At 31.3% G+C, this 20760-nt stretch carries 22 protein-coding genes; 8 read left to right on the forward strand and 14 right to left on the reverse strand.

Features of this window, described 5'->3' with window-relative positions; all coding sequences use genetic code 11:
• Position 1: 1 nt before the first annotated feature.
• The gene (gene dinD, locus CW731_RS10925) at positions 2–841 is read right to left on the reverse strand and encodes a DNA damage-inducible protein D (RefSeq protein ID WP_100946758.1); all 840 of its coding nucleotides are present in this window, start codon (positions 839–841) and stop codon (positions 2–4) included.
• A 99-nt stretch (positions 842–940) separates the two neighbouring features.
• Here dinD and recA point away from each other — a divergent pair, with 99 nt between their 5' ends.
• Both recA and CW731_RS10935 read left to right on the forward strand, forming a co-directional pair.
• Positions 941–1948 carry a recombinase RecA gene (recA, locus tag CW731_RS10930; protein ID WP_100946759.1) on the forward strand — a complete coding sequence of 336 codons (1008 nt, stop codon included), beginning with the start codon at positions 941–943 and terminating at the stop codon, positions 1946–1948.
• 74 nt (positions 1949–2022) lie between these two features.
• A complete protein-coding gene (locus CW731_RS10935) occupies positions 2023–2571 on the forward strand; it encodes a GNAT family N-acetyltransferase (protein ID WP_100946760.1) in 549 nt (182 codons plus the stop codon).
• Here the strand turns inward: CW731_RS10935 and CW731_RS10940 are convergent.
• Together CW731_RS10940 and dut are read right to left on the reverse strand one after the other, a co-directional pair.
• On the reverse strand, positions 2561–2713 hold the full coding sequence (locus CW731_RS10940) for a PspC domain-containing protein (protein ID WP_100946761.1): 153 nt from the start codon (positions 2711–2713) through the stop codon (positions 2561–2563). The two genes, CW731_RS10935 and CW731_RS10940, sit on opposite strands and share 11 nt — an antisense overlap.
• Positions 2714–2800: 87 nt before the next feature.
• Positions 2801–3232 carry a dUTP diphosphatase gene (gene dut / locus CW731_RS10945; protein WP_100946762.1) on the reverse strand — a complete coding sequence of 144 codons (432 nt, stop codon included), beginning with the start codon at positions 3230–3232 and terminating at the stop codon, positions 2801–2803.
• A gap of 98 nt (positions 3233–3330) precedes the next feature.
• Here dut and CW731_RS10950 point away from each other — a divergent pair, with 98 nt between their 5' ends.
• From CW731_RS10950 to CW731_RS15835, 4 genes are all read left to right on the forward strand, one after another.
• A complete protein-coding gene (locus CW731_RS10950) occupies positions 3331–4326 on the forward strand; it encodes an NAD(P)H-dependent glycerol-3-phosphate dehydrogenase (RefSeq protein WP_100946763.1) in 996 nt (331 codons plus the stop codon).
• 43 nt (positions 4327–4369) lie between these two features.
• Positions 4370–5029: a hypothetical protein gene (locus CW731_RS10955; RefSeq protein ID WP_100946764.1), complete on the forward strand. Its 660-nt coding sequence runs from the start codon at positions 4370–4372 to the stop codon at positions 5027–5029.
• Positions 5030–5047: 18 nt separating this feature from the next.
• Positions 5048–6316, forward strand: coding sequence for an MFS transporter (locus CW731_RS10960; RefSeq protein WP_100946765.1), 1269 nt, complete (start codon positions 5048–5050; stop codon positions 6314–6316).
• 185 nt (positions 6317–6501) lie between these two features.
• Positions 6502–6738, forward strand: a complete 237-nt coding sequence (locus CW731_RS15835) for a hypothetical protein (protein ID WP_232734664.1) — start codon at positions 6502–6504, stop codon at positions 6736–6738.
• A 67-nt stretch (positions 6739–6805) separates the two neighbouring features.
• Here the strand turns inward: CW731_RS15835 and CW731_RS10970 are convergent, their stop codons facing one another.
• Both CW731_RS10970 and CW731_RS10975 read right to left on the reverse strand, forming a co-directional pair.
• Positions 6806–7141 carry a hypothetical protein gene (locus CW731_RS10970; RefSeq protein WP_100946766.1) on the reverse strand — a complete coding sequence of 112 codons (336 nt, stop codon included), beginning with the start codon at positions 7139–7141 and terminating at the stop codon, positions 6806–6808.
• Positions 7142–7284: 143 nt separating this feature from the next.
• Positions 7285–8931 (reverse strand): glycerol-3-phosphate dehydrogenase/oxidase, encoded by a 1647-nt coding sequence (locus CW731_RS10975; RefSeq protein ID WP_100946767.1) that lies wholly within the window; start codon positions 8929–8931, stop codon positions 7285–7287.
• 168 nt (positions 8932–9099) lie between these two features.
• Here CW731_RS10975 and CW731_RS10980 point away from each other — a divergent pair, with 168 nt between their 5' ends.
• Positions 9100–9534, forward strand: coding sequence for a fructose 1,6-bisphosphatase (locus CW731_RS10980; RefSeq protein ID WP_100946768.1), 435 nt, complete (start codon positions 9100–9102; stop codon positions 9532–9534).
• Between the two features lie 12 nt (positions 9535–9546).
• On the opposite strand, the gene CW731_RS10985 is transcribed toward CW731_RS10980, so the two are convergent.
• Positions 9547–10089: a pyridoxamine 5'-phosphate oxidase family protein gene (locus CW731_RS10985; protein ID WP_100946769.1), complete on the reverse strand. Its 543-nt coding sequence runs from the start codon at positions 10087–10089 to the stop codon at positions 9547–9549.
• 77 nt (positions 10090–10166) lie between these two features.
• Between CW731_RS10985 and CW731_RS10990 the strand changes: the two genes are divergently transcribed.
• Entirely contained in the window at positions 10167–11642 is a 1476-nt protein-coding gene (locus tag CW731_RS10990; protein WP_100946770.1) for a Na+/H+ antiporter NhaC family protein, read from the forward strand.
• A gap of 335 nt (positions 11643–11977) precedes the next feature.
• Here the strand turns inward: CW731_RS10990 and CW731_RS10995 are convergent, their stop codons facing one another.
• From CW731_RS10995 to pheS, 8 genes are all read right to left on the reverse strand, one after another.
• Positions 11978–12373, reverse strand: a complete 396-nt coding sequence (locus CW731_RS10995) for a hypothetical protein (protein ID WP_100946771.1) — start codon at positions 12371–12373, stop codon at positions 11978–11980.
• Between the two features lie 9 nt (positions 12374–12382).
• Entirely contained in the window at positions 12383–12979 is a 597-nt protein-coding gene (locus CW731_RS11000; protein WP_100946772.1) for a TetR/AcrR family transcriptional regulator, read from the reverse strand.
• A gap of 10 nt (positions 12980–12989) precedes the next feature.
• Positions 12990–14423 carry an efflux transporter outer membrane subunit gene (locus CW731_RS11005; protein WP_100946773.1) on the reverse strand — a complete coding sequence of 478 codons (1434 nt, stop codon included), beginning with the start codon at positions 14421–14423 and terminating at the stop codon, positions 12990–12992.
• The gene (locus tag CW731_RS11010) at positions 14413–17556 is read right to left on the reverse strand and encodes an efflux RND transporter permease subunit (protein WP_100946774.1); all 3144 of its coding nucleotides are present in this window, start codon (positions 17554–17556) and stop codon (positions 14413–14415) included. Before CW731_RS11010 ends, CW731_RS11005 begins: the two co-directional genes overlap by 11 nt.
• Before the next feature lie 22 nt (positions 17557–17578).
• Entirely contained in the window at positions 17579–18712 is a 1134-nt protein-coding gene (locus CW731_RS11015) for an efflux RND transporter periplasmic adaptor subunit (protein WP_100946775.1), read from the reverse strand.
• A 13-nt stretch (positions 18713–18725) separates the two neighbouring features.
• Entirely contained in the window at positions 18726–19229 is a 504-nt protein-coding gene (locus tag CW731_RS11020) for a GbsR/MarR family transcriptional regulator (RefSeq protein WP_100947690.1), read from the reverse strand.
• A 235-nt stretch (positions 19230–19464) separates the two neighbouring features.
• Entirely contained in the window at positions 19465–19728 is a 264-nt protein-coding gene (locus CW731_RS11025; protein WP_100946776.1) for a hypothetical protein, read from the reverse strand.
• Positions 19728–20747 carry a phenylalanine--tRNA ligase subunit alpha gene (pheS, locus tag CW731_RS11030; RefSeq protein WP_100946777.1) on the reverse strand — a complete coding sequence of 340 codons (1020 nt, stop codon included), beginning with the start codon at positions 20745–20747 and terminating at the stop codon, positions 19728–19730. Before pheS ends, CW731_RS11025 begins: the two co-directional genes overlap by 1 nt.
• Positions 20748–20760: the final 13 nt, after the last annotated feature.

Raw genomic sequence — 20760 nt, forward strand, 5'->3', positions numbered from 1 at the left:
ATTAATTCAATTTTTTAGGGTTCTTACCTAATTTTTTTGATTCAGAATTTACTCTTCTTTCTAATTTTTTAATATCTTCTTCTGGAGGTAAGTTTTCAGGTTTAATACCTCTTTCAAGTAATATTTTTCTAACAGAACTATTATTTGTAACATGCTCGTTAGAGATACTATTTTCTGTTCTTAAATCTTTTTCTTTGGTATTAAAAACAGTTATTTCTGTTGCAAAATCTTTCGCTTTAATTGTTATGGTTGGTAAATAATCTGCTAAAGCCCTACTATTTGGAATATTTAATTTAGCTTTCATTTGTTTTGTAGACTTGCCAAATAAAGCTTGGTCACCTTTACTTCTTATCAACCCAAAATTTCTGTCATTACCAGTTTTTTCATAGATTAATTCAGATAAATCTTTTTCTGACAGTGTTAACTTTTGTCTTGCCTGTAAACGTTCCCAATCTTTAATTCTTTGTTCAATTAGTTCAAATTTTCTTGTTTGCATTGCAAAATAATTTTGAGCAAAAGCGATGCTTTCTTTTCTAGGGTCTCCATTTTGAGCTATTAAATAACAAGCATATCTTGTTAGCATTATATCTTCTATTTCCCTTTCACTCCCTGAACCTAATGAAACCATTTTGTTGACGCCAACAAAATGGTCTGAGATAAGATTATTAGTTACTTCGCATGCTGTTTTAGATTTAAAAATTACTTTTTGAAAATTTCTCCATTCAGAATAACCTAACAATTGTTGTAAATCCCTAGCAAACCAAAACTCTATACCACTTTCAGTAGTTTGAGAATAGTCCTCAAAATTTTTAGTTAAGCTTTGTACAATTTCTTTTTTCATCTTTTTCAATTTTTTATAAAAATACAAAAAAAGATGTGTAAAAAAACAAACTCTTTTCGTAACTTGTGGCACTTATTCAAATACAAAAAAGACAGATAAATGGCGACAGATAAAGAAAAAACAGCAAAATTAAAAGCGCTTCAACTTACACTAGATAAGTTAGATAAAACATACGGTAAAGGTGCTGTAATGAAGTTAGGTGATGTAGTTACTGAAGATATAGATGCAATTTCATCGGGTTCTTTAGGCTTAGATTTAGCTTTAGGCGTTGGTGGTTATCCAAGAGGAAGAGTAATTGAAATCTACGGACCAGAATCTTCTGGTAAAACTACTTTAACCTTACATGCAATTGCTGAGGCTCAAAAAGCGGGAGGAATTGCAGCATTTATTGATGCAGAACATGCATTCGATAAATTTTACGCAGAAAATCTAGGTGTAGATATAGATAATTTAATTATTTCTCAACCAGATCATGGTGAACAAGCATTAGAAATTGCCGAAAACTTAATTCGTTCTGGTGCAATAGATATTGTTGTTATTGATTCTGTTGCGGCATTAACGCCAAAAGCAGAGATTGAAGGAGAAATGGGAGATTCTAAAATGGGTTTACATGCTCGTTTAATGTCTCAAGCATTGCGTAAATTAACGGGTACTATTTCTAAAACAAAATGTACCGTTATTTTTATTAACCAATTACGTGAGAAGATTGGAGTAATGTTCGGTAACCCAGAAACTACAACGGGTGGTAACGCATTAAAATTTTATGCTTCTGTAAGATTAGATATTAGAAGAAGAACACAAATTAAAGACGGAGACAAAGTTATTGGAAACAGTACTAAAGTTAAAGTTGTTAAAAATAAAGTAGCACCACCGTTTCAAATTGCAGAATTTGATATTATGTACGGACAAGGAATTTCTAAAGTTGGTGAGATTTTAGATATTGGTGTAGAATTAGGTATTGTTAAGAAAAGCGGTTCTTGGTTTAGTTATGGTGAAACAAAACTAGGGCAAGGTAGAGATGCTGTAAAAGGTTTAATTAAAGACAATCCTGAATTAGCAGAAGAACTTGAAGGAAAAATAAAAGATGCTATTGAAAATCAAGAATAAGTTTATTTAAAAGTTCTAACTATTATTTTATAAAATCGTCATAGAAATAATCAATCTGTGACGATTTTTTTATTATGATTACTATATCACAAAACATACAATTAAGAACCATTTTAAGTTCAGACTGCACAGCTCTTTTTAAGTTGATGAAAGAAGTCTACCCTTCGGCTTACAGTCATTTTTGGACTGATAATGGAGATTGGTATGTGAATTCTCAATATTCTAAAGAAAATATTTTAAGAGAATTATCCGAAGAAAAAGCAGCATATTATTTTGTTTTATATAATGATGAAGTTGTAGGTAATTTTAGAATTATTTGGGATGAAAAATTAGCAGGTGTATCCGAAGAAAAGCAATTAAAACTACATAGAATTTATCTGCACCCAAAAACACAAGGAAATGGAATAGGAAAAAAACTACTTTCTTGGTTAGAAGAAAAAGCAGTTAAAAAGAACTATAAAATTATTTGGTTAGACGCAATGAATGAACAACCCCAAGCTTTTCAGTTTTATAAAAAGAGGGGTTATTATTATCATTCTCATACTTCTCTACCTTTTAAATTATTACATGAAGAGGTTCGAAAAATGAGTCAGCTCTATAAAAAGCTTTCAATTACTCTTTAGATAATATTTTTACTAACCAAAGAATTAGATACGCTCCAATACCAAAACCAGCTAATAAAACTAATAGCACAAACAATATTCGAATATTTTTTGCTGTAAATTTTGTTTTTGTACTCAACCACTCGCATACACCTAAAATCATAATTTTTATTTTTTAAATTCCTATTTCATAGAAAAAATAGTTATAAATAAATCTAAAAACAATTGTTTTTAGAAACGTTTTTACTATTTAAACACCAGTACTCCCAAAACCGCCAGAACCACGTTTAGTTTCACTTAAAACGGTAACTTCTTGCCAATTTACACGTTCATGTTTTGCAATTATTAATTGCGCAATTCTTTCGCCATCGTTTACAATAAAAACTTCATTAGAAAGGTTTACTAAAATTACACCAATTTCACCTCTATAATCTGCATCTACAGTTCCAGGAGCATTTAAAACAGTAACTCCTTTTTTAGCAGCTAAACCACTTCTTGGTCTTACTTGTGCTTCAAAACCAACTGGTAAAGCTATAAATAGACCTGTTTTTACAATAGCCCTTTCTAAAGGCTTAAGAGTAATCGATTCTTCAATATTAGCTCTTAAATCCATTCCCGCAGCACCTTCAGTTTCATAATTGGGTGTTGCGTGTTTAGAATTGTTAATTATTTGTACGTTCATGATTTATTAAAAAGATTTATTACAAAGATAATAATTCATACTAGCATTCATCATTAGATACTAATTTTCTTACTTTTGAGGTTTAAAATGAATGAACGATGAATGATCAGAAAAAAGTAGCAGTTTTAGGTGGTGGAAGTTGGGCAACCGCCATTGTAAAAATGCTTACAGAAAACTTAGAGACTGTTGGTTGGTATATGAGAAGTAAATCTGCCATAGAACATATAAAGAAAAATAACCATAACCCTACATATCTTAGAGCTGCAGATGTTTATGCAGCTCAATTAGAGTTATCTAGTGACATTAATAAAATTGTTGCAAATTATGATGTACTAATTTTTGCGATTCCTTCTGCTTTTTTAATGGGCGAACTAGAAAAGTTAAAAAAATCATTAGATGGTAAAATTATCTTTTCTGCAATTAAAGGAATTGTACCAGAAACGGGTTTAATTGTCGGTGAACATTTTCATAAGACATATAATATTCCTCTTAAAGATATTGGTGTAATAACAGGGCCTTGTCATGCAGAAGAAGTTGCAATGGAACGTTTATCGTACTTAACAATTGCGTGTCAGAACCAAGATCATGCTAAATTAATGAGCAAATCTTTAAAAAGTTGGTATATAAAAACTAAAATTTCTGATGATATTATTGGTACGGAGTATGCAGCAATGTTAAAAAATATTTACGCAGTTGCAGCCGGTATTGCCCATGGTTTGGGATATGGAGACAATTTTCAATCTGTTTTAATGAGTAATGCTATTAGAGAAATGAAACGCTTTATTAAAAAGGTTCATAAAATGAAAAGGAACATTAATGATTCTGCTTATTTGGGAGATTTATTAGTAACAGGTTATTCCGTTTTTAGCAGAAACAGACAGTTTGGTAATATGGTTGGTAAAGGATATACTGTAAAATCTGCTCAGATGGAAATGAGTATGGTTGCAGAAGGGTATTATGCTACAAAGAGTGCATTTAAAATGAAAGAAGAAAATGGCGCAAGAACACCAATTATAGATGCTGTTTTTAATGTATTATATGCCAATAAAGATGCCAAAAAAGAATTTAAAAAGTTAACGAATAAATTAGATTAATTGTTTAATTTTGAACATTATTACGTTTTATTAAACAAACAGAATGAAAACAATACAAGAAGTTGTAGAAAGTACGATTAGAAAAACACCATTTATAGAAGAAGCCTTAAATGAAAAATTAATAAATGTTTCTTCTTTAGCAAGAATTATTTTACCCGAGGTTTCGTTAGCTTTAAAAAAGGATGTAAAGGTTGGTGCAATAATGATGGCAATTAACAGATTGTCTCCTGCAAGTGAGCTGCGTATTAGAAAAAATATTAAAAAGTTAGCTTTAGATTTAGGAGATGTAATTGTTCGTTCAGATCTATGTGATTTTACATTTAAAAACACACCTTCTCTTTTAAAGGAGATTGCGAAGATTCTAACAAAGTCATCTGAAGATTCTGATTACTTCTTAACCGTTTCTCAAGGTATTTTTGAAACAAACATTGTTACAAGTAAAAATTTACAACCTTTTGTAAATGAAATTTTCGAAAAAGAAACCTTAATTTCTAACGTGATAGAATTAGCTTCTATTACTATAAAACTTCCAAAAGAAAATACAGAACAATCTGGTATTTACTACTTTATTTTAAAGCAGTTGGCTTGGGCAGACATTCCTTTACAAGAAATTATTTCTACAACTAATGAAATGACAATTGTTGTAAAAGAGCACGATATCAATCAAACTTTTGCTATTTTAATGGATATGAAATTGAGTTAATTTTTTATTTAAAAATAGATGGCAAAACAAGACCCCTATGCAGCATTAAGAATTAAAGAATTCAATATTTTTTTATTCGTAAGATTTTTATTAGTTTTTGGTTGGTCTATGCAATTTATTGTCATCGAATGGCAAGTATATTCAATTACAAAAGATCCTCTTTCTTTAGGAATTATAGGTTTAATGGAAATTATACCAGCATTTTCAATGGCATTATTTGCAGGTCATATTGTAGATCAAAGAGAAAAAAGAAACTTATTAGCCTTATGTACTGCTGCTTTTTCGTTGATTAGTTTAGGTTTATTTTTATTAACTACAGAAAGTATAATTGCAAGTTGGTCTACAAACACTGTTTTGTATTCAATTTATGGTTTGGTCTTTTTTGGCGGATTTTTACGTTCTTTTTTCGGACCAACAATTTTTTCTTTAGTGGCTTTATTAGTTCCTAAAAAAATATATCATAACGCTGCAACTTGGAGTACAAGTACCTGGAAAACAGCTTCTGTTTCTGGAGCATTAGCAGCAGGTTTTTTAATAAGTTGGATTGGTGTAGACAAAACTTTATGTCTCGTTTTTGTTCTAGTGATACTGTCTTTAATATTTACTTTCTTAATTAAAAAGAAACCAATTTTAAACACAAAAATTGGAGAACCTATGAAAGAAAGTTTAAAAGCAGGTATCCGTTTTGTTTTTCAGAATAAAGCAATCTTAGGTGTTTTAACGTTAGATATGATTGCTGTTTTATTTGGAGGAACCGTTGCCATTTTGTCTATTTTTGCGCAAGATGTTTTAAAAGTTGGGCCAGAAGGTTTTGGTATCTTAAATGCTTCTATTTCTATGGGAAGTATTGTTACTATGTTTATAACAACCTATATTCCTATCAATAAAAATACAGGTAAGAAAATGCTTATTTCTGTTTTTATCTTCGGATTAAGTATTATCGCATTCGGACTTTCATCTATTTTTTGGGTAAGTATTTTGGCTTTGTTTATTAGTGGCGCAGCAGACGGAATTTCGATGGTTATTAGACAAACTATTCTACAATTAAAAACACCAGATGATATGAGAGGTAGAGTTTCTTCTGTAAACTCGATGTTTGTAGGCTCTTCTAATGAATTGGGTGCTTTTGAAAGTGGTTTAGCAGCCAAAATAATTGGGCCTGTTGCCGCCGTAGTTTTTGGCGGAACCATGACCATAATAACTACAGTAACAATGGGAGTTGTAAACCCAACTTTACGCGATTTAGATTTAACAAAAGAAATTGAGGAAAACGAAAAGGAAGATTAAAAAAATAGTTCTTTTATTTATAAACTAAGAGCTTAATTACTTTAGGTAATAAAGCAGGTTTCTTTGCATATAAATTTGATAAGGCTTCTGTTTTTTTAAATTTCAATAGTAAGTTTACAACTAAAGATGGCTTGTTTGCTGGTGGTGGAGACCAATGTCAATTTTTTACTAAAGAACCTTTTAAAATGTTAAAAGGGTTTAATGAAAACTTCTGTATCATAGAAGATTTTGAAATAATAAACAGAGTTAGAAAACAGCAAATTCCGTTTGCAATTATTCAACCTAAAGCAACTGTAAGTGCTAGAAAACATACGTGTAACTCTTGGTTAAAAGTAAACTTAATTAACGGCTATGTGTTTTTAAAATACAAACTATGTGTTTCTCCAGCAAAGCTTCGTAAAACATATAAAAATTTGTTGTGAGAAAGTGCATAAAAAAACCGTTTTTTGAAACTCAAAAAACGGTTGAATATTTAATTTAGATAAAAATTTATTTTACTAATTTAAGAACAGTTATAGATTTTACCTTCTTTTTTTCTCCAGTTAAATCACCCTCTTCATCGGTTAATTCAATTTCTTTTTCAACCCAAGTAATCATAAATTTTTTATTAAGATTATCGTCGTCATATAGGCTAATTTCGATGTCTTCGTGAACGTCATAGAATAAAATTTCTTTTTTATCGGCATCTATAAACTTGAAGAAATCATCTTCTGTAACTTCTATAAAGGTTGCTGTTAAAGTGTTTTCTTTTAATATTGTTTTAGATGTAAAAGAAAGAGATGCAGAAATAAATAGCAATAATGCTACACGGTATAATGTTTTCATAATTTTTAATTTTAAGGTTTATTTTATTAGTTATAGTAGCTATTCTTTTTCCCTAAAAGAACCTGCTTTTTGTTGAAGTAAAACGAACTATATTCTCATAAGCCTTAATATTAAAAATCCGTATATCAAATATAAGCTATTTTTTAATTGAATGTTATAACAGCTGTTAATTTTTCTTCTAATTCTTTTTGGTGCTTTTTTGTCGTTTTTTCATCCCAAGAGAAATAGTGTTTAAATTCATTCATAACAAATTCTTTATATAAATGTACGCTTTGCGTATCAAAAAACAAACGACCTGTTCTGCGCATAAAAAAATCTGTTGGCGTACAAGTCATTTCATTTTGTATACAAAACCAAACTTCTGCTTTTATCATTTTTTCAGCTTGATTCTCATCCATTAAATCATCAAATTTTTGCAAAATAATATCGGTTTGTTTCCCGTAGTTATAAATTAAATATTCGGCATATTTTCTGTCAAAATCTACTTCGTTTATTCTATTATGAATGGCATCAACATAACTATTTACTTCACTAGAATCTGCAAAATCACCACCAGAAAGTATAATTTCTTTGGTTTTAATTTCTTCGAATTCTTTATCGAATCTACGCTTGTACTTTTTGGCAACTAAATCTACAATTCGTTCTGCCATTTTGCGATAACCCGTTAATTTTCCGCCAGCAATAGATATTAATTCTGTATCAGAAACAAAAATCTCATCTTTTCTAGACAATTCTGAAGCAGATTTACCTTCTTCATGAATTAACGGACGCAAACCTGCCCAAGAAGATTGCACGTCTTCCAAAGAAATATGAATATCAGGAAACATGTTATTCACAGCAGAAATTAAATACATAGCATCTACCAAGCTCGTATCTACATTGTCTTTGTTTTCTTGATAATTGGTGTCTGTAGTTCCAAAATATGTAACCTTTCCACGCGGAATTGCAAACATCATTCGTCCGTCTGGTACATCAAAATACACAGATTGTTTTATCGGTAATTTTTCATGTGGCACAACTAAGTGAACTCCTTTAGTTAAGTGTAATCTTTTACCAGTTTTAGAGTGATTCGTTTGACGTAAATTATCTACCCAAGGGCCAGTTGCGTTTACAACATACTTTGCTTTTATGTTAAAAGATTCGTTGGTAAAAGTGTCTTTTACAGTTGCACCAACCACGTTATTTTCTTCATAAATAAATTCGGTTGCTTCTGTATAATTTATAATTTTCGCATCGTAATTTAAAGCTGTTTTTAAAACTTCTAGTGTTAAACGCGCATCATCTGTTCTGTATTCTGCATAATAACCAGCGCCGTTTAAAATACTTTCTGGCAACAACGGTTCTTTTTCTAATGCCTCTTCTTTATCTAGCATTCTTCTTTTATCTTCACCTTCTACAGAAGCTAAAATATCATAGATTTTTAAGCCAATGGAGGTTAGCCAAGAACCATACGTTCCGCCATCTATTAAAGGTAAAATCATCTTTTCTGGTATTACTAAATGTGGTGCTAATTTGTGTACAATTGCACGTTCTGTACCAACTTCTTTTACCAACCAAAAATCGAATTGTTTTAAGTAACGCAAACCACCATGAATTAGTTTTGTAGATTTACTAGAAGTACCAGAAGCAAAATCATTTTTTTCAATTAAGGCTACTTTCATTCCGCGAGAAGCTGCGTCTAAAGCAATTCCTGCGCCTGTAATTCCGCCACCAATAATTAGCAGATCAAATTCTGATGCTTGCAGTTCTTTGGTAATATTTTCTCTGTTGAAGTAAGAAAAGTTGCTCATATAAAAAGTTGAATTTATAAATAGATACCTGTTATAAATAATATCTTTTAGCAAAGTACAAAAAAGCAAAACATTCGATTTGTATTTTTAGAAATTTTTTGTGTAAAATTGTTGTTTTTTTAATACTATTTTTACTACATTTTATTTACATTTATAAAAAAAACTAAAATGGCAATATCAGATTTATATACAAGCGGACAACACAAACAAGAAATTGGTCATTTTGCCAATATTGTAAAAATTGCAAAAGCAGACGGAGAAATTTCAGAAATCGAAAAAGAACTGTTAATTAGAGCAGGAAAAAACTTAAATATCACTTTAGAAGAATCTATTCTTATTTTAACAAGTCCAGAAAAATATCCAACAAATCCGCCAGCAAGTTATGACGATAGGATAGAGCGTTTATACCGTTTAACAAGAATGATTATGGCAGATGGAGAAGCTAAGTTGGTAGAAGTTAAAATGATGCAAAAAATTGCAGTTGGTTTACATTTCTCTGTTGACAATGCAGAAAAAGTGTGTGATGAAGCAATTTATTTAGTTAAAAATAATAACGATTTGGCAGATTTTACTGCAGCAATTAGAAAATTAGATCGCGCTTAATTGTTCTTCTTTTTATTTTAAAATATGTGTAGGCAAACCATCGATACTTGTTTGGTTTTTGTCTTTCCAATATTGTTCAATTCCTTTTTTCCCTTGATCTTCGGCCCAATCATTTAATTGATTTCGTTCACTTTTAAATTCGAAAAAAGGAATTGACATTCCGCAAGAAGTCTGTGCAGATTCTACGTGAATATCAAATATTTGACGTGTGCCTGGAGTTTCTGGAAACAATGCAATTAATTCATTCCAAGATGTATTTCCTTCTTTAATTTCTTTCCCCTTACCGTATAATCTCAGAATGTTTGGTGCACCATCAAAGGCACAAAACATAATGGTAATTCTGTCGTTTTCTAATAAATGCGCCGCCGTTTCATTGCCGCTTCCGGTAACATTTAACCATAAAACACGGTTTTCAGAAACAACTCTAAAAGAATCCATTCCTTTTGGCGATAAATTAATTCTACCAGAATTAGGAGCAGTAGCAACAAAGAATATTTTTTGAGCCTCCATAAATTTTTGAAGTCTTGAGGTAATTTTTGTGTAAAATTTAGACATGTTAAAATTGGTATAAGATTGCAAATTTACTAAATATCGTTTTAATTGTTTATTTTAGACAAAAAAATATTTTTTGTATGGAATATGGATTTCTTTCAGTAATACCACCAATTGTTGCCATTATTTTAGCCTTAAAAACCAAGCAAGTATATATTGCTTTGTTATTTGGAATTTGGTTTTCTTGGTTGATCATAGAAGGATGGAATCCGTTAGCCGGAACTTTAGCAATGATTGAAGGAATGGTAAATGTTTTTCAATCGAAAGGAAACACAAGAACCATTATGTTTAGTGCGTTGGTAGGCGCATTGTTAATTTTTATTCAATATTCGAGAGGAGTAGAAGGTTTTATCAATATTATCAACCGAAAATTAGTAAAACTCGAAGGTAAAAAAACGGGTTATAGTAGAGTGATGGTTCAGGTTTTAGCAACGGTAACAGGGTTGCTTTTATTTGTTGAAACAAGTATTAGTTCTTTAACTGTAGGAACTTTGTACAGACCAATATTCGATAAATTAGGAATTCCGAGAGAGAAATTAGCTTATATAGCAGATTCTAGTTCTGCACCTTCATCCATTTTAATTCCCTTTAATGCTTGGGGAGCTTTCATCATGGGGCTGTTGTTAACACAAGGAATTGACAAGCCATTTTCTGTAATGATTGCGTCTATTAAATATAATTTTTATCCGCTATTGGCAATTACAATTCTCTTCATTATTATTTTTACAAAGAAAGATTTTGGCCCAATGAAAAATGCCGAAAAAAGAACCAGAGAAACGGGTGAATTGATGAATAAAGGCTCTAAACCTATGGTTTCAGATGAGATTACCTCTTTTCCGCCAAAAGAAGGAATTGAAGCGAAAGCGTATAATATGATTGTGCCGCTTTTGGTAATGGTTTTTATGATGCCAATAAATTTAATCTATACCGGTTGGAGTTCTGTTGAAAATGCAACCTCATTTTTTAACCATGCTACAGAAGCCATCGGAAAAGGTTCTGGGTCATCCTCTGTTTTATATGCAGTAATTACGGCTTTATTGGTTGCCATGGCAATGTATTTTATACAAGGAATTATGAAGCCAAAAGAAGCTGTTAATTTAACTTTAAAAGGAATTAGTGAGCTAATGCCATTGGCGTTATTAATGTTGTTAGCATTTGCTATTGGAGACGCTTGTAAAGAGTTAGAAACCGGAATTTACGTTGCAAATGTTACTAAAGATTGGTTGTCGCCAGAATTGTTGCCAGCAGTGGTTTTTATTATTAGTTCCTTTATTGCTTTTTCTACCGGAACTTCTTGGGGAACGTTTGCAATTATGTTGGCAATTTCAATACCAATGGCAAATATTCATGGTTCTGATGTAACTATAATAGTTGCTGCAACTTTAGGAGGAGGAATTTTTGGAGACCATTGTTCGCCAATTTCAGACACTTCTATTATTTCTTCTATGGCGTCTGCAAGTGACCATATAGATCATGTAAAAACACAATTACCGTACGCATTAGTTGGTGGTGTAATTACCGTAATTATGTATTTAATTATTGGGTTTTTAGGATAATGTCATTGCGAAGAAGAATCACGAAGCAATTTGTAGAATTTGGGCGTTACCACAAGGGTCGCGCTTTCCTCTATATCTTTTTGTGAAAAACAAAAAGGATGCCGTTTCAATCGCTAACGCGGGCGTATTTATAAACAGATTGTAAATACGTATAGTTTGTTATTTCAAAATGAGCTTTTTTAAGCGGTAGAGAAATCTCTTGTAATAGAGTGATGTAGTTCTTCTTTACACTAGGTAAGAAATAACATTGTCTTTACGAGTATGTTAGGACGAAGTAATCTGTTTGTTCAATCAAAAGATTGCCACAGTTTACAAAAAAGTAAACTTCACAATAACTAACTAGCTAAAATACCACGTTTTTTAATCTCATCAATCATACGTAAAGCACCTTCTTTAACGGTGTTTTCTTTAAAGAAAAATGTTTTTTCGTGTAATGTGTTTCCTTCAAAAAAAGAAACTTGAAAACGATTATTTAAGACGAATAGTTCTGGTTGAATAAATTCAATCTTAGCAAAAGAATTGGCAGGAAGTTTGTCTAATTTTTTACGCAACAAAGAAGTTGTTTTTGTTTCTGAAAAACCTTGAGAAACAATCACCATCATTTCTAAATCGACCTTTTTGTTATTAATAACATAAACATTCCAATCATCTGTTTTATAAATATCATTGTATTCATAAACCATTGCCATTTCTACGTCTGTAACTTCTGGTATTTCAATGTCTTTTTTCATAAATAATAATTAAGAAAATATTTTTTTTGTGTCTTTGTAATTTGTTGTAATAAAACCTCTTAAGCTATTTATAATTAGATGTTCAAAAACAGCATCTACACTATAAGTGTCAAAAATATTTTTCGGTTCAAAAACTATATTTTGGAGTTTTGTAAAATACAAATCGCAAAACAAATCTAAATTTAAATTTTTGCGAAGATACTCTTTTTCTATAGCCTCTTCAAGCAAAGGTTTTAATGTGGTTTTTATAAAATTACTTTTAAAATTTTCGAAAACAACATCTGCATTGTGGTAATATTTCTTAATTCCGTATAAGAAAGAAGGTTTAAAATAATTTAAATATTGAAAACTGTTTTTCTGAATTAAGACGATTCTCTCTATGGGATCTTTTGTGTTTTTTAAAATTTGATTTACTTCATGCAGGTATTTATCAATAATAAAACGAATACCTTTAGAAATAAGTTCATCTTTTGTTTTAAAGTGTTTGTAGATGGTTTTTTTAGAAATACCAAGTTCAGAAGCAAGTTCGTTCATAGAAAAACGCTTGCTTCCAAACTTGATAAAGTTTGTAATAGAACATTCTAAAAGTTCTTGTTTACTAACCATTCTTAATTATTTATTTTAAACCACCACCCAAAGCTTCATATAAATTTACAACAGATTGTAACTGTTGTAATTTGCTACCAATAACCTTAATCTCTACACCTAAAGCACTTTGTCTAGCAGTTAATAGGTCTAAATAAGTTGCATATCCGTTTTTTAATAATTCTTCAGAATTTTTTTCTGCTTTACGTAAAGCTTCTACTTCATTTTTTAAGAATTGAAATTTTCTATTTTCAGAACTGTAAGCATATAGTGCATTAGAAACTTCATTACCAGCAACTAACAATGTTTTTTTAAATCTTAACAGCGCTTGCTCTTGTTGTGCAATGGCAACTTCTTTTTGTGTTTTTAGCTTTCGCTGATTAAAAAGAGGTTGTGTTAAGCCACCAACAATATTCGCAAATAATGAATTTGCGTTAAATAATTGATCTAATTCTAAACTTTGTAATCCGCCAGAAGCTGTTAATTTAAAAGATGGGTATAAGTTACTTTTAGCAACATTTGTCAATTCAAAAGCACTAATTAAACCGTATTCAGCAGCCATAACATCTGGTCGATTTCTTAATAACTGGGAAGAAACACCTAGTTTCATGTCAGAATTTATACTTTGAGTATCTAAACTACTTCTGTTAATCTGCTGCGGCGTTTTACCCAATAAAATACTTAATGTATTTTCTGCTTTAAAAAGGGCAACTTCTAAATCTACTTCTAAAGATTTTGCATTGTTGTATTGTGCAATATTTTGATCTACTGCAACCTGGTTTGTTAAACCTGCCTCTTTTAAAGCTTTAATAGTTTCTACACCGGTTTTTCTTGTTTCAATCGATTTTTTGGTAACTTCTAATTGTGCATCTAAGGCTAAAATACTATAATAAGTAGCGGCAATGCTAGAAATTAATTGTGTTTTTACCGCTTGATGACCAGCAACACTTTGTAAAAAAGCCGCTTGTGTTGCACGTTTATTGCTACGTATTTTTCCCCAAATATCTGCTTCCCAAGAAAGGTTTGCAGTAACATCAAACTGATCTGTAGAAGTGTTAGTTAAAAACGCACCAAACTGACTATTTTTAGAAAGTTCTTGGTGTGTAACATTCGCACCAATATTTACAGACGGTAAATACCCCGCTTTTCCTTGTTTTGCATACGCTTCGGCTGCAACTATTTGTTGAATTGCAATTCGAATGTCCATATTATTTTGCAATCCTTCATCAATATATTGCTGTAAATAGGTGTCTGTAAACAACGTTTTCCAAGAAACATCTGCCATAGATATACTATCTGATGGCAAATTATCTGTTCTGTACAAGTTTTCTGTTTCTGTAATTTCTGGTCTTGCATACTCTTTAGCCACAAAACAACTTTGTAATGTAAAAGCCATTACAGCTAAAACGAGTCCCTTTTGAAGGGGTGTATTTTTTATAATTGATATCATATGATTAATCTTCATTTTGTTGAGAAATAACTGCTGGTTTACTAGAAACTTTTTCTTGCAACCATTGAAATAATATAAATAGAATCGGAATTACAAAGACTCCTAAAATGGTTCCTATTAACATTCCTCCAACAGCACCTGTACCAATAGATTTGTTTCCTTCAGAACCTACACCTTTTGCCAATACTAACGGCATCAATCCTAAAATAAATGCAAATGAGGTCATTAAAATAGGGCGTAAACGTGATTTTGCTCCGTGAATAGCAGCATCTACAATACTTTCTCCGTTTTTACGTCGCTGCAATGCAAACTCTACAATTAATATGGCATTTTTGGCGAGTAGACCAATCAGCATAATTAATGCAATTTGGAAATAAATGTTGTTTTCAAGTCCGAAGAAATACGTACTAATATACGCTCCGAATACACCAAAAGGAAGTGATAATACTACGGCAAATGGTAGTAAATAACTTTCATATTGTGCACTTAATAAGAAATACACAAATAAGATACTCAACGCAAAAATGAATAGTGTTTGGTTACCTGCACTTACTTCTTCTCTTGTTAAACCAGAATACGCAATGGTGTAATTACTTGGTAATTTTGCCACTTCTTCTTCAATAACTCTAATGGCATCACCCGTACTAAAACCATCGTTTGTAGCACCTGTTATGGTTGTAGAGTTAAATAAGTTGAAACGTGTTACCGATTGTGGACCATATACACGCTCTAATTTTACAAACTGTGTAATTGGTGCCATTTCACCAGAACTTGTTCTTACGTACATGCTATTTAAATCATCTACAGTTGCTCTATCATCTGGTAAAGCTTGAATGTACACTCTAAATTGTTTTCCGAATTTAGAAAAATCAGAAGCATAGACGCCACCAATATATCCTTGCAATGTTGAAAATATACTATTAATAGGCACTCCTTTTTCTTTCGCTAAAGGCACATTAATATCCATTTCGTATTGTGGATAATTTGTGTTGAAAGACGATTGTGCATATTTAATTTCTGGATGACTCATGATAGCCATTGCAAATTCTTTATTCACTTTATCTAATTCTTTAAACTCTCCACCAAATTTATCTAGTAAATTCACCTCAAAACCTGCAGAGTTTCCAAAACCACGAATACTTGGTGGTGAAAAGAAAATAATATTTGCTTCTGGCATTCCTGCTACAACTCCAAATAATTTCCCTGTAATCGCTTGCACAGATGTTGATGGATCTTTACGATCTCCCCAATCTGCTAATTTTATAATTCCGAAACCGTAATTACTACCAGCACCACTAATTAAACTTCTACCTTTAATAAAATTTACGCCTACAATACCATCAATACCATTTATTTTTTCATATAAATCTTTTGCAACAGCATTTGTTCTATCTAAAGAAGCACCTGCTGGTAACTCGATATTTGCAAAAATAATTCCTCTATCTTCATTAGGTACAAAACCTGTTGGTGTGTTTTCAGATGTCCAGAAAATTCCAACAACAGCTAAAACTAATAACAGAGCAGGAATCCATTTCCTTTTAAATAAAAAATGAAGTGACTGTCCGTATCTTTCTACTGTAGCGCTAAAACCACGATTGAAAAGTGTGTAAAAACGTTTTAAAGGGCTTTTACCTTTTAATTCTTCATCTTCTTTATGTGGTTTTAATAAGATAGCACATAAAGCCGGACTTAAAGTTAATGCGTTTACAGCAGAAATTAGAATGGCAATAATTAAAGTAACTCCAAATTGCTCATAAAAAACTCCTGTTGGTCCAGAGATAAAAGTTACCGGAATAAATACAGCTGCCATTACCAAAGTAATAGATATAATGGCTCCAGAAATTTCATTCATGGCCGTTAATGTAGCTTTTTTAGCATTCTTTTCTCCTTCATCTAACTTAGCGTGAACGGCTTCTACAACCACAATAGCATCATCGACGACAATACCAATGGCGAGCACTAGTGCAAATAGCGTTAACAAGTTAATTGAGTATCCAAAAACATTCAAGAAAAAGAAAGTACCAATAATAGAAACCGGTACTGCAATTGCAGGAATTAACGTAGATCTAAAATCTTGTAAGAATAAAAATACCACTAAAAACACCAATACAAAAGCCTCTAATAAAGTGGTTATTACTTTATCTATAGATGCATTTAAAAACAAACTAGTGTCATAAGGAACAAAAATATTTAATCCTTTAGGGAGGTCTTTTTTAACTGACTCTAAAGTTACTTTAATGTTTTCAATAATTTCTCTGGCATTTGAACCTTTGGTTTGAAAAATCCCCATAAATACTGCGGGATTTCCTAAACTCATCGCATTAGAAGAATATGATTGTGCGTCTAATTCAATTTTTGCTACATCATTTAAACGAAGAAATTGTCCATTTCCTAATGCTTTTATAATAACATCTCCATATTGCTTTTCGTCTTTAAAACGACCACTATAGGTTAATGTATAAGAAAATGCTTCCCCATTATTCTGACCCAAAGATCCTGCAGCTGCTTCTAAGTTTTGTTCTCGTAAAGCTGCTGTAATATCTGAGGGGATTAAATTATAAGCGGCTAATTTTTCTGGTTTTAACCAAATACGCATTGCATAATCTTGTTGTGAGAATACACTAACATCTCCAACACCACTAATACGTTGTACGGCAGGAATAACGTTTATTTTTAAGTAATTCTGAATAAATGTGGCATCGTATTCCTCATTTTCAGAATACATAGATATAAACATTAATGCACTTGTTTCTTGCTTTTGAGTTGTTACTCCATTTTGAATTACTTCTTGTGGTAGTAATGAATTTGCTCTAGAAACACGATTTTGAACGTTTACTGCAGCAATATCTGCATCCATTTCTTGGTCAAAATAAACGGTAATTTCAGCGGTACCTGTGTTAGATGCTGTAGAAGTAATATAACTCATACCTTCTACACCATTAATTTGTTCTTCAATAGGAATAATTACACTTTCTAAAACGGTTTCTGCATTGGCACCAGGGTAAGCAGCAACGACTTTAATTGTTGGTGGCGCAATATCTGGATACTCCTCTATCGGTAGACTTGAGATACTTATAATACCAAGTACAACGATTATAATAGAAATTACGGTTGAAAGTACGGGTCTTTCAATAAATGTTTTTAACATAACTTAATAAGTTTATGGTTTGCTAGTTTTTAAATAAAGTTGCGATAGGCTCAATAGCTTTATCAAAAGGTGTTACTTGTGGTGAAATAGCCATTCCGTTTCTTAATTTACCAACGCCAGATACCACAATTTGATCTTCTAAATCTAAGCCAGATTCAAGAACGTATAAGTTGTCTACTGTTGCCTTTACTTTTACAATAGAAGTAACAACCTTGTTCTCTTTATCTAATTTAAAAACCATGATATTTCCTTGTTGTTCATAGGTAGATTTCTGCGGAATTACGATTGCATTTTCATGAACAATAGGAATTTGAATTTTACCACTGTTACCATTTGTAACTAGCTGATTTGGGTTCTTAAAAATAGCTCTAAAGCTTACGGTTCCGGTGTTTTCATTGATTTGCCCAGAACTTGTTTCAATTTTTCCTTTTTCGGCATACATACTTCCGTTTGCTAAGATTAAGTTTATAGCAGGGAAATTTGCTAATTTTTCTGCTAGGTTTTTACCTTCAGCATTTTGTAAAAAGTCTAAATACTGCGTTTCATTTAAACTAAAAAAGGCATACACTTCACCAATATCACTAACAGTCGTTAATGCTTTAGGGTCACTTGGGCTTACCAATGCACCTTCTCTATAATTAATAGCACCCACATTACCATCTACTTGGCTTCTTATAGTTCCATAATCTATATTTGCAGAAACACTGCTGTAATTTGCTTTTGCTTGTGCTAAATTTGCTTTGGCAGTTTCTAATTGTACAGCACTTATTATATTTTTTTCTACAAGCGGAATTAACTTATCTACTTCTACCTGAGCTACATTAATACGTGCTTTTGCGGCACCAGCATCTTGACTTAAAGACTGTGTTTCTAATTTGAATAAAATTTGTCCTTTACGAACTTTCTGACCTTCATCTACCATTACTTTTTGAATGTACCCAGAAACCTTAGCTCTTACAGCACTGTTTACCACTCCTTCTATACTTGTTGGGTATTCTTGATAGCCTGTTACCGTTTTAGTTTGCATTTTAGCTACCGGAAAGGAAGGTGCTGGCCTTTTTACTGCAGCAGTATTTTGTTTTTCACTTTTTGCACAACTTGCAATAATTAAAAATAGACTTAGTGTTAGTAATGTTGATAATTTATGATGTTTCATTTTTTGTTTTAGTTTAAATATCAAATGTATTGTTAGTTAGTTTTGTTCTTAATTCTTCTACAGAAGCCGTTGCGCCATCTATAAACTTAATATAATCGTCATGAAAACTTAAATCGAATTTTTCATTTTCATTTTCAATTTTGTTGTTGTTTATCGTTTCTTTGTATTTTTTTAATTCTAAATGTATTTCACGCTCTTCTCCCCATTTATTCACCATGGTATTTATGTGTTGAACTACCATACCTTGATTAATAATAAAATACTTTTTCCGATCTCCGGTTTTTGTGAAGTACACAATTTTATTTAAATCTTGCAAATGATTTAAGTGTGTAGAGATGGTACTTTTACTAGCGCAAAGAATTGTTACCATGTCTTCAAACGTAGTTCCTTTTTTACCTGTAAGAATTATATAAGATAAAATTCTTGCAGCAACAGGGGCTAAGTGTTCTCTGTTCTCTAAATGGACCCCTAGTTTTTCAACTAAAGCCATCTTTTCTTTGCAGATTTCTTCTTTCATTTTAATTATTTTATGACTGTTTTTAAAAACCAATGGTCTATTTACAATAAAATTATTTGCAAAGATATATTATTGGTTCTGAACAAACAGAACTAATCGAAGTTAAATTATTGTTAAATGAAAAAGCCGATAAAAATATCGGCTTGAAATTGTAAAAAAAAATGCTTTATATGCTGCTTAATTAGCTTTTATATAGCTTTTTAGAAGGAGTGTTCTTAAATTTGAATTGATAAAATTAAGATTCCCAAATTTTATAAAAATCTTCTTTAGAGATTATTTCTCCGTCGCAGTCATCAATCGTTAATGTATCTTCACATAAACCACCAAATTCATCTTCTAAATTTTCTTCACTATATTTAAAAACTTTATCATTTTTATAAATAGTGATTTGTTTTAAAACTTCATCTGCGTCATTCGTTTCAAAAAACCAAGTAGAGGTTCCCCAACTTGCGTTTTCATCATCTCTTTCTTCGTCCCAAAATTGTGTAAAATAATTCATTATATAACTGATTTAAATTGATCTAAGAAACGTTTATCGTTCTCGTAAAACATTCTAATATCTGGTATTTGATATAATAACATGGCAATACGTTCGATTCCCATACCAAAAGCATAACCAGAATATTTTGTTGGGTCGATGTTTGCATTTTTTAATACATTAGGGTCTACCATACCACACCCCATAATTTCTAACCAACCTGTACCTTTCGTTATTTTATAATCTGTTTCCGTTTCTAATCCCCAATAAATATCTACTTCTGCACTTGGCTCTGTAAACGGAAAATAAGAAGGGCGTAATCTAATTTTAGACTTACCAAACATCTCTTTGGTAAAGTATAAAAGTGTTTGTTTTAAATCGGCAAAAGAAACATCTGTATCTATATATAAACCTTCTACTTGATGAAAAATACAATGTGCTCTTGCAGAAATATCTTCATTTCTAAAAACTCTTCCCGGAGAAATAGTTCTTATAGGTGGTTTATTTTCTTCCATATAACGTACTTGCACAGAAGAAGTGTGTGTTCTTAATAAAATATCTGGGTCTTGTTCTATAAAGAACGTGTCTTGCATATCTCTTGCAGGATGGTATTCTGGTAAGTTTAATGCAGTAAAATTATGCCAATCATCTTCAATTTCTGGACCCTCAGAAACGGTAAAACCAATTCTATTAAAAACCTCAATAATTTGGTTTCTTACTAATGAAATTGGGTGTCTAGAACCTAACTCAATTGGTTCTGAAGGACGTGACAAGTCGCCATAAAAAGACTTATCGCTTGTAGCACCTTCTAAAGTCTCTGTTAATTCTGCAACTTTGCCTTCTGCAGAATTTTTTAAGTTATTTAAAGCTTGTCCAAAATCTTTACGCATTGCTGCATCTACATTTTTAAATTCAGCAAACAGCTCTTTTAGCAAACCTTTGCTTCCTAAATATTTAATTCTAAATGTTTCTACTTCATCTTTGGTTGTTGCTTTAAAAGCTTGCACATCACCAATAAGTTCTTTAACTTTATCTAACATTTTTCATTCTAGA

It is taken from the genome of Polaribacter sp. ALD11, assembly GCF_002831685.1.
GTDB lineage: Bacteria > Bacteroidota > Bacteroidia > Flavobacteriales > Flavobacteriaceae > Polaribacter.

What these genes read in the sequence shown, in the direction of transcription:
- dut (WP_100946762.1), bottom strand. Translation starts at nt 3,232, where the DNA reads ATGAACGTACAAATAATTAACAATTCTAAACACGCAACACCCAATTAT.
- CW731_RS10950 (WP_100946763.1), top strand. Translation starts at nt 3,331, where the DNA reads ATGAATGATCAGAAAAAAGTAGCAGTTTTAGGTGGTGGAAGTTGGGCA.
- CW731_RS11010 (WP_100946774.1), bottom strand. Translation starts at nt 17,556, where the DNA reads ATGTTAAAAACATTTATTGAAAGACCCGTACTTTCAACCGTAATTTCT.
- dinD (WP_100946758.1), bottom strand. Translation starts at nt 841, where the DNA reads ATGAAAAAAGAAATTGTACAAAGCTTAACTAAAAATTTTGAGGACTAT.
- CW731_RS11005 (WP_100946773.1), bottom strand. Translation starts at nt 14,423, where the DNA reads ATGAAGATTAATCATATGATATCAATTATAAAAAATACACCCCTTCAA.
- CW731_RS10955 (WP_100946764.1), top strand. Translation starts at nt 4,370, where the DNA reads ATGAAAACAATACAAGAAGTTGTAGAAAGTACGATTAGAAAAACACCA.
- CW731_RS10985 (WP_100946769.1), bottom strand. Translation starts at nt 10,089, where the DNA reads ATGTCTAAATTTTACACAAAAATTACCTCAAGACTTCAAAAATTTATG.
- CW731_RS11000 (WP_100946772.1), bottom strand. Translation starts at nt 12,979, where the DNA reads ATGGTTAGTAAACAAGAACTTTTAGAATGTTCTATTACAAACTTTATC.
- CW731_RS10935 (WP_100946760.1), top strand. Translation starts at nt 2,023, where the DNA reads ATGATTACTATATCACAAAACATACAATTAAGAACCATTTTAAGTTCA.
- CW731_RS11015 (WP_100946775.1), bottom strand. Translation starts at nt 18,712, where the DNA reads ATGAAACATCATAAATTATCAACATTACTAACACTAAGTCTATTTTTA.
- CW731_RS10960 (WP_100946765.1), top strand. Translation starts at nt 5,048, where the DNA reads ATGGCAAAACAAGACCCCTATGCAGCATTAAGAATTAAAGAATTCAAT.
- CW731_RS10990 (WP_100946770.1), top strand. Translation starts at nt 10,167, where the DNA reads ATGGAATATGGATTTCTTTCAGTAATACCACCAATTGTTGCCATTATT.
- CW731_RS10980 (WP_100946768.1), top strand. Translation starts at nt 9,100, where the DNA reads ATGGCAATATCAGATTTATATACAAGCGGACAACACAAACAAGAAATT.
- CW731_RS11025 (WP_100946776.1), bottom strand. Translation starts at nt 19,728, where the DNA reads ATGAATTATTTTACACAATTTTGGGACGAAGAAAGAGATGATGAAAAC.
- CW731_RS10970 (WP_100946766.1), bottom strand. Translation starts at nt 7,141, where the DNA reads ATGAAAACATTATACCGTGTAGCATTATTGCTATTTATTTCTGCATCT.
- recA (WP_100946759.1), top strand. Translation starts at nt 941, where the DNA reads ATGGCGACAGATAAAGAAAAAACAGCAAAATTAAAAGCGCTTCAACTT.
- CW731_RS11020 (WP_100947690.1), bottom strand. Translation starts at nt 19,229, where the DNA reads ATGAAAGAAGAAATCTGCAAAGAAAAGATGGCTTTAGTTGAAAAACTA.
- CW731_RS10995 (WP_100946771.1), bottom strand. Translation starts at nt 12,373, where the DNA reads ATGAAAAAAGACATTGAAATACCAGAAGTTACAGACGTAGAAATGGCA.
- CW731_RS10940 (WP_100946761.1), bottom strand. Translation starts at nt 2,713, where the DNA reads ATGATTTTAGGTGTATGCGAGTGGTTGAGTACAAAAACAAAATTTACA.
- pheS (WP_100946777.1), bottom strand. Translation starts at nt 20,747, where the DNA reads ATGTTAGATAAAGTTAAAGAACTTATTGGTGATGTGCAAGCTTTTAAA.
- CW731_RS10975 (WP_100946767.1), bottom strand. Translation starts at nt 8,931, where the DNA reads ATGAGCAACTTTTCTTACTTCAACAGAGAAAATATTACCAAAGAACTG.
- CW731_RS15835 (WP_232734664.1), top strand. Translation starts at nt 6,502, where the DNA reads ATGTTAAAAGGGTTTAATGAAAACTTCTGTATCATAGAAGATTTTGAA.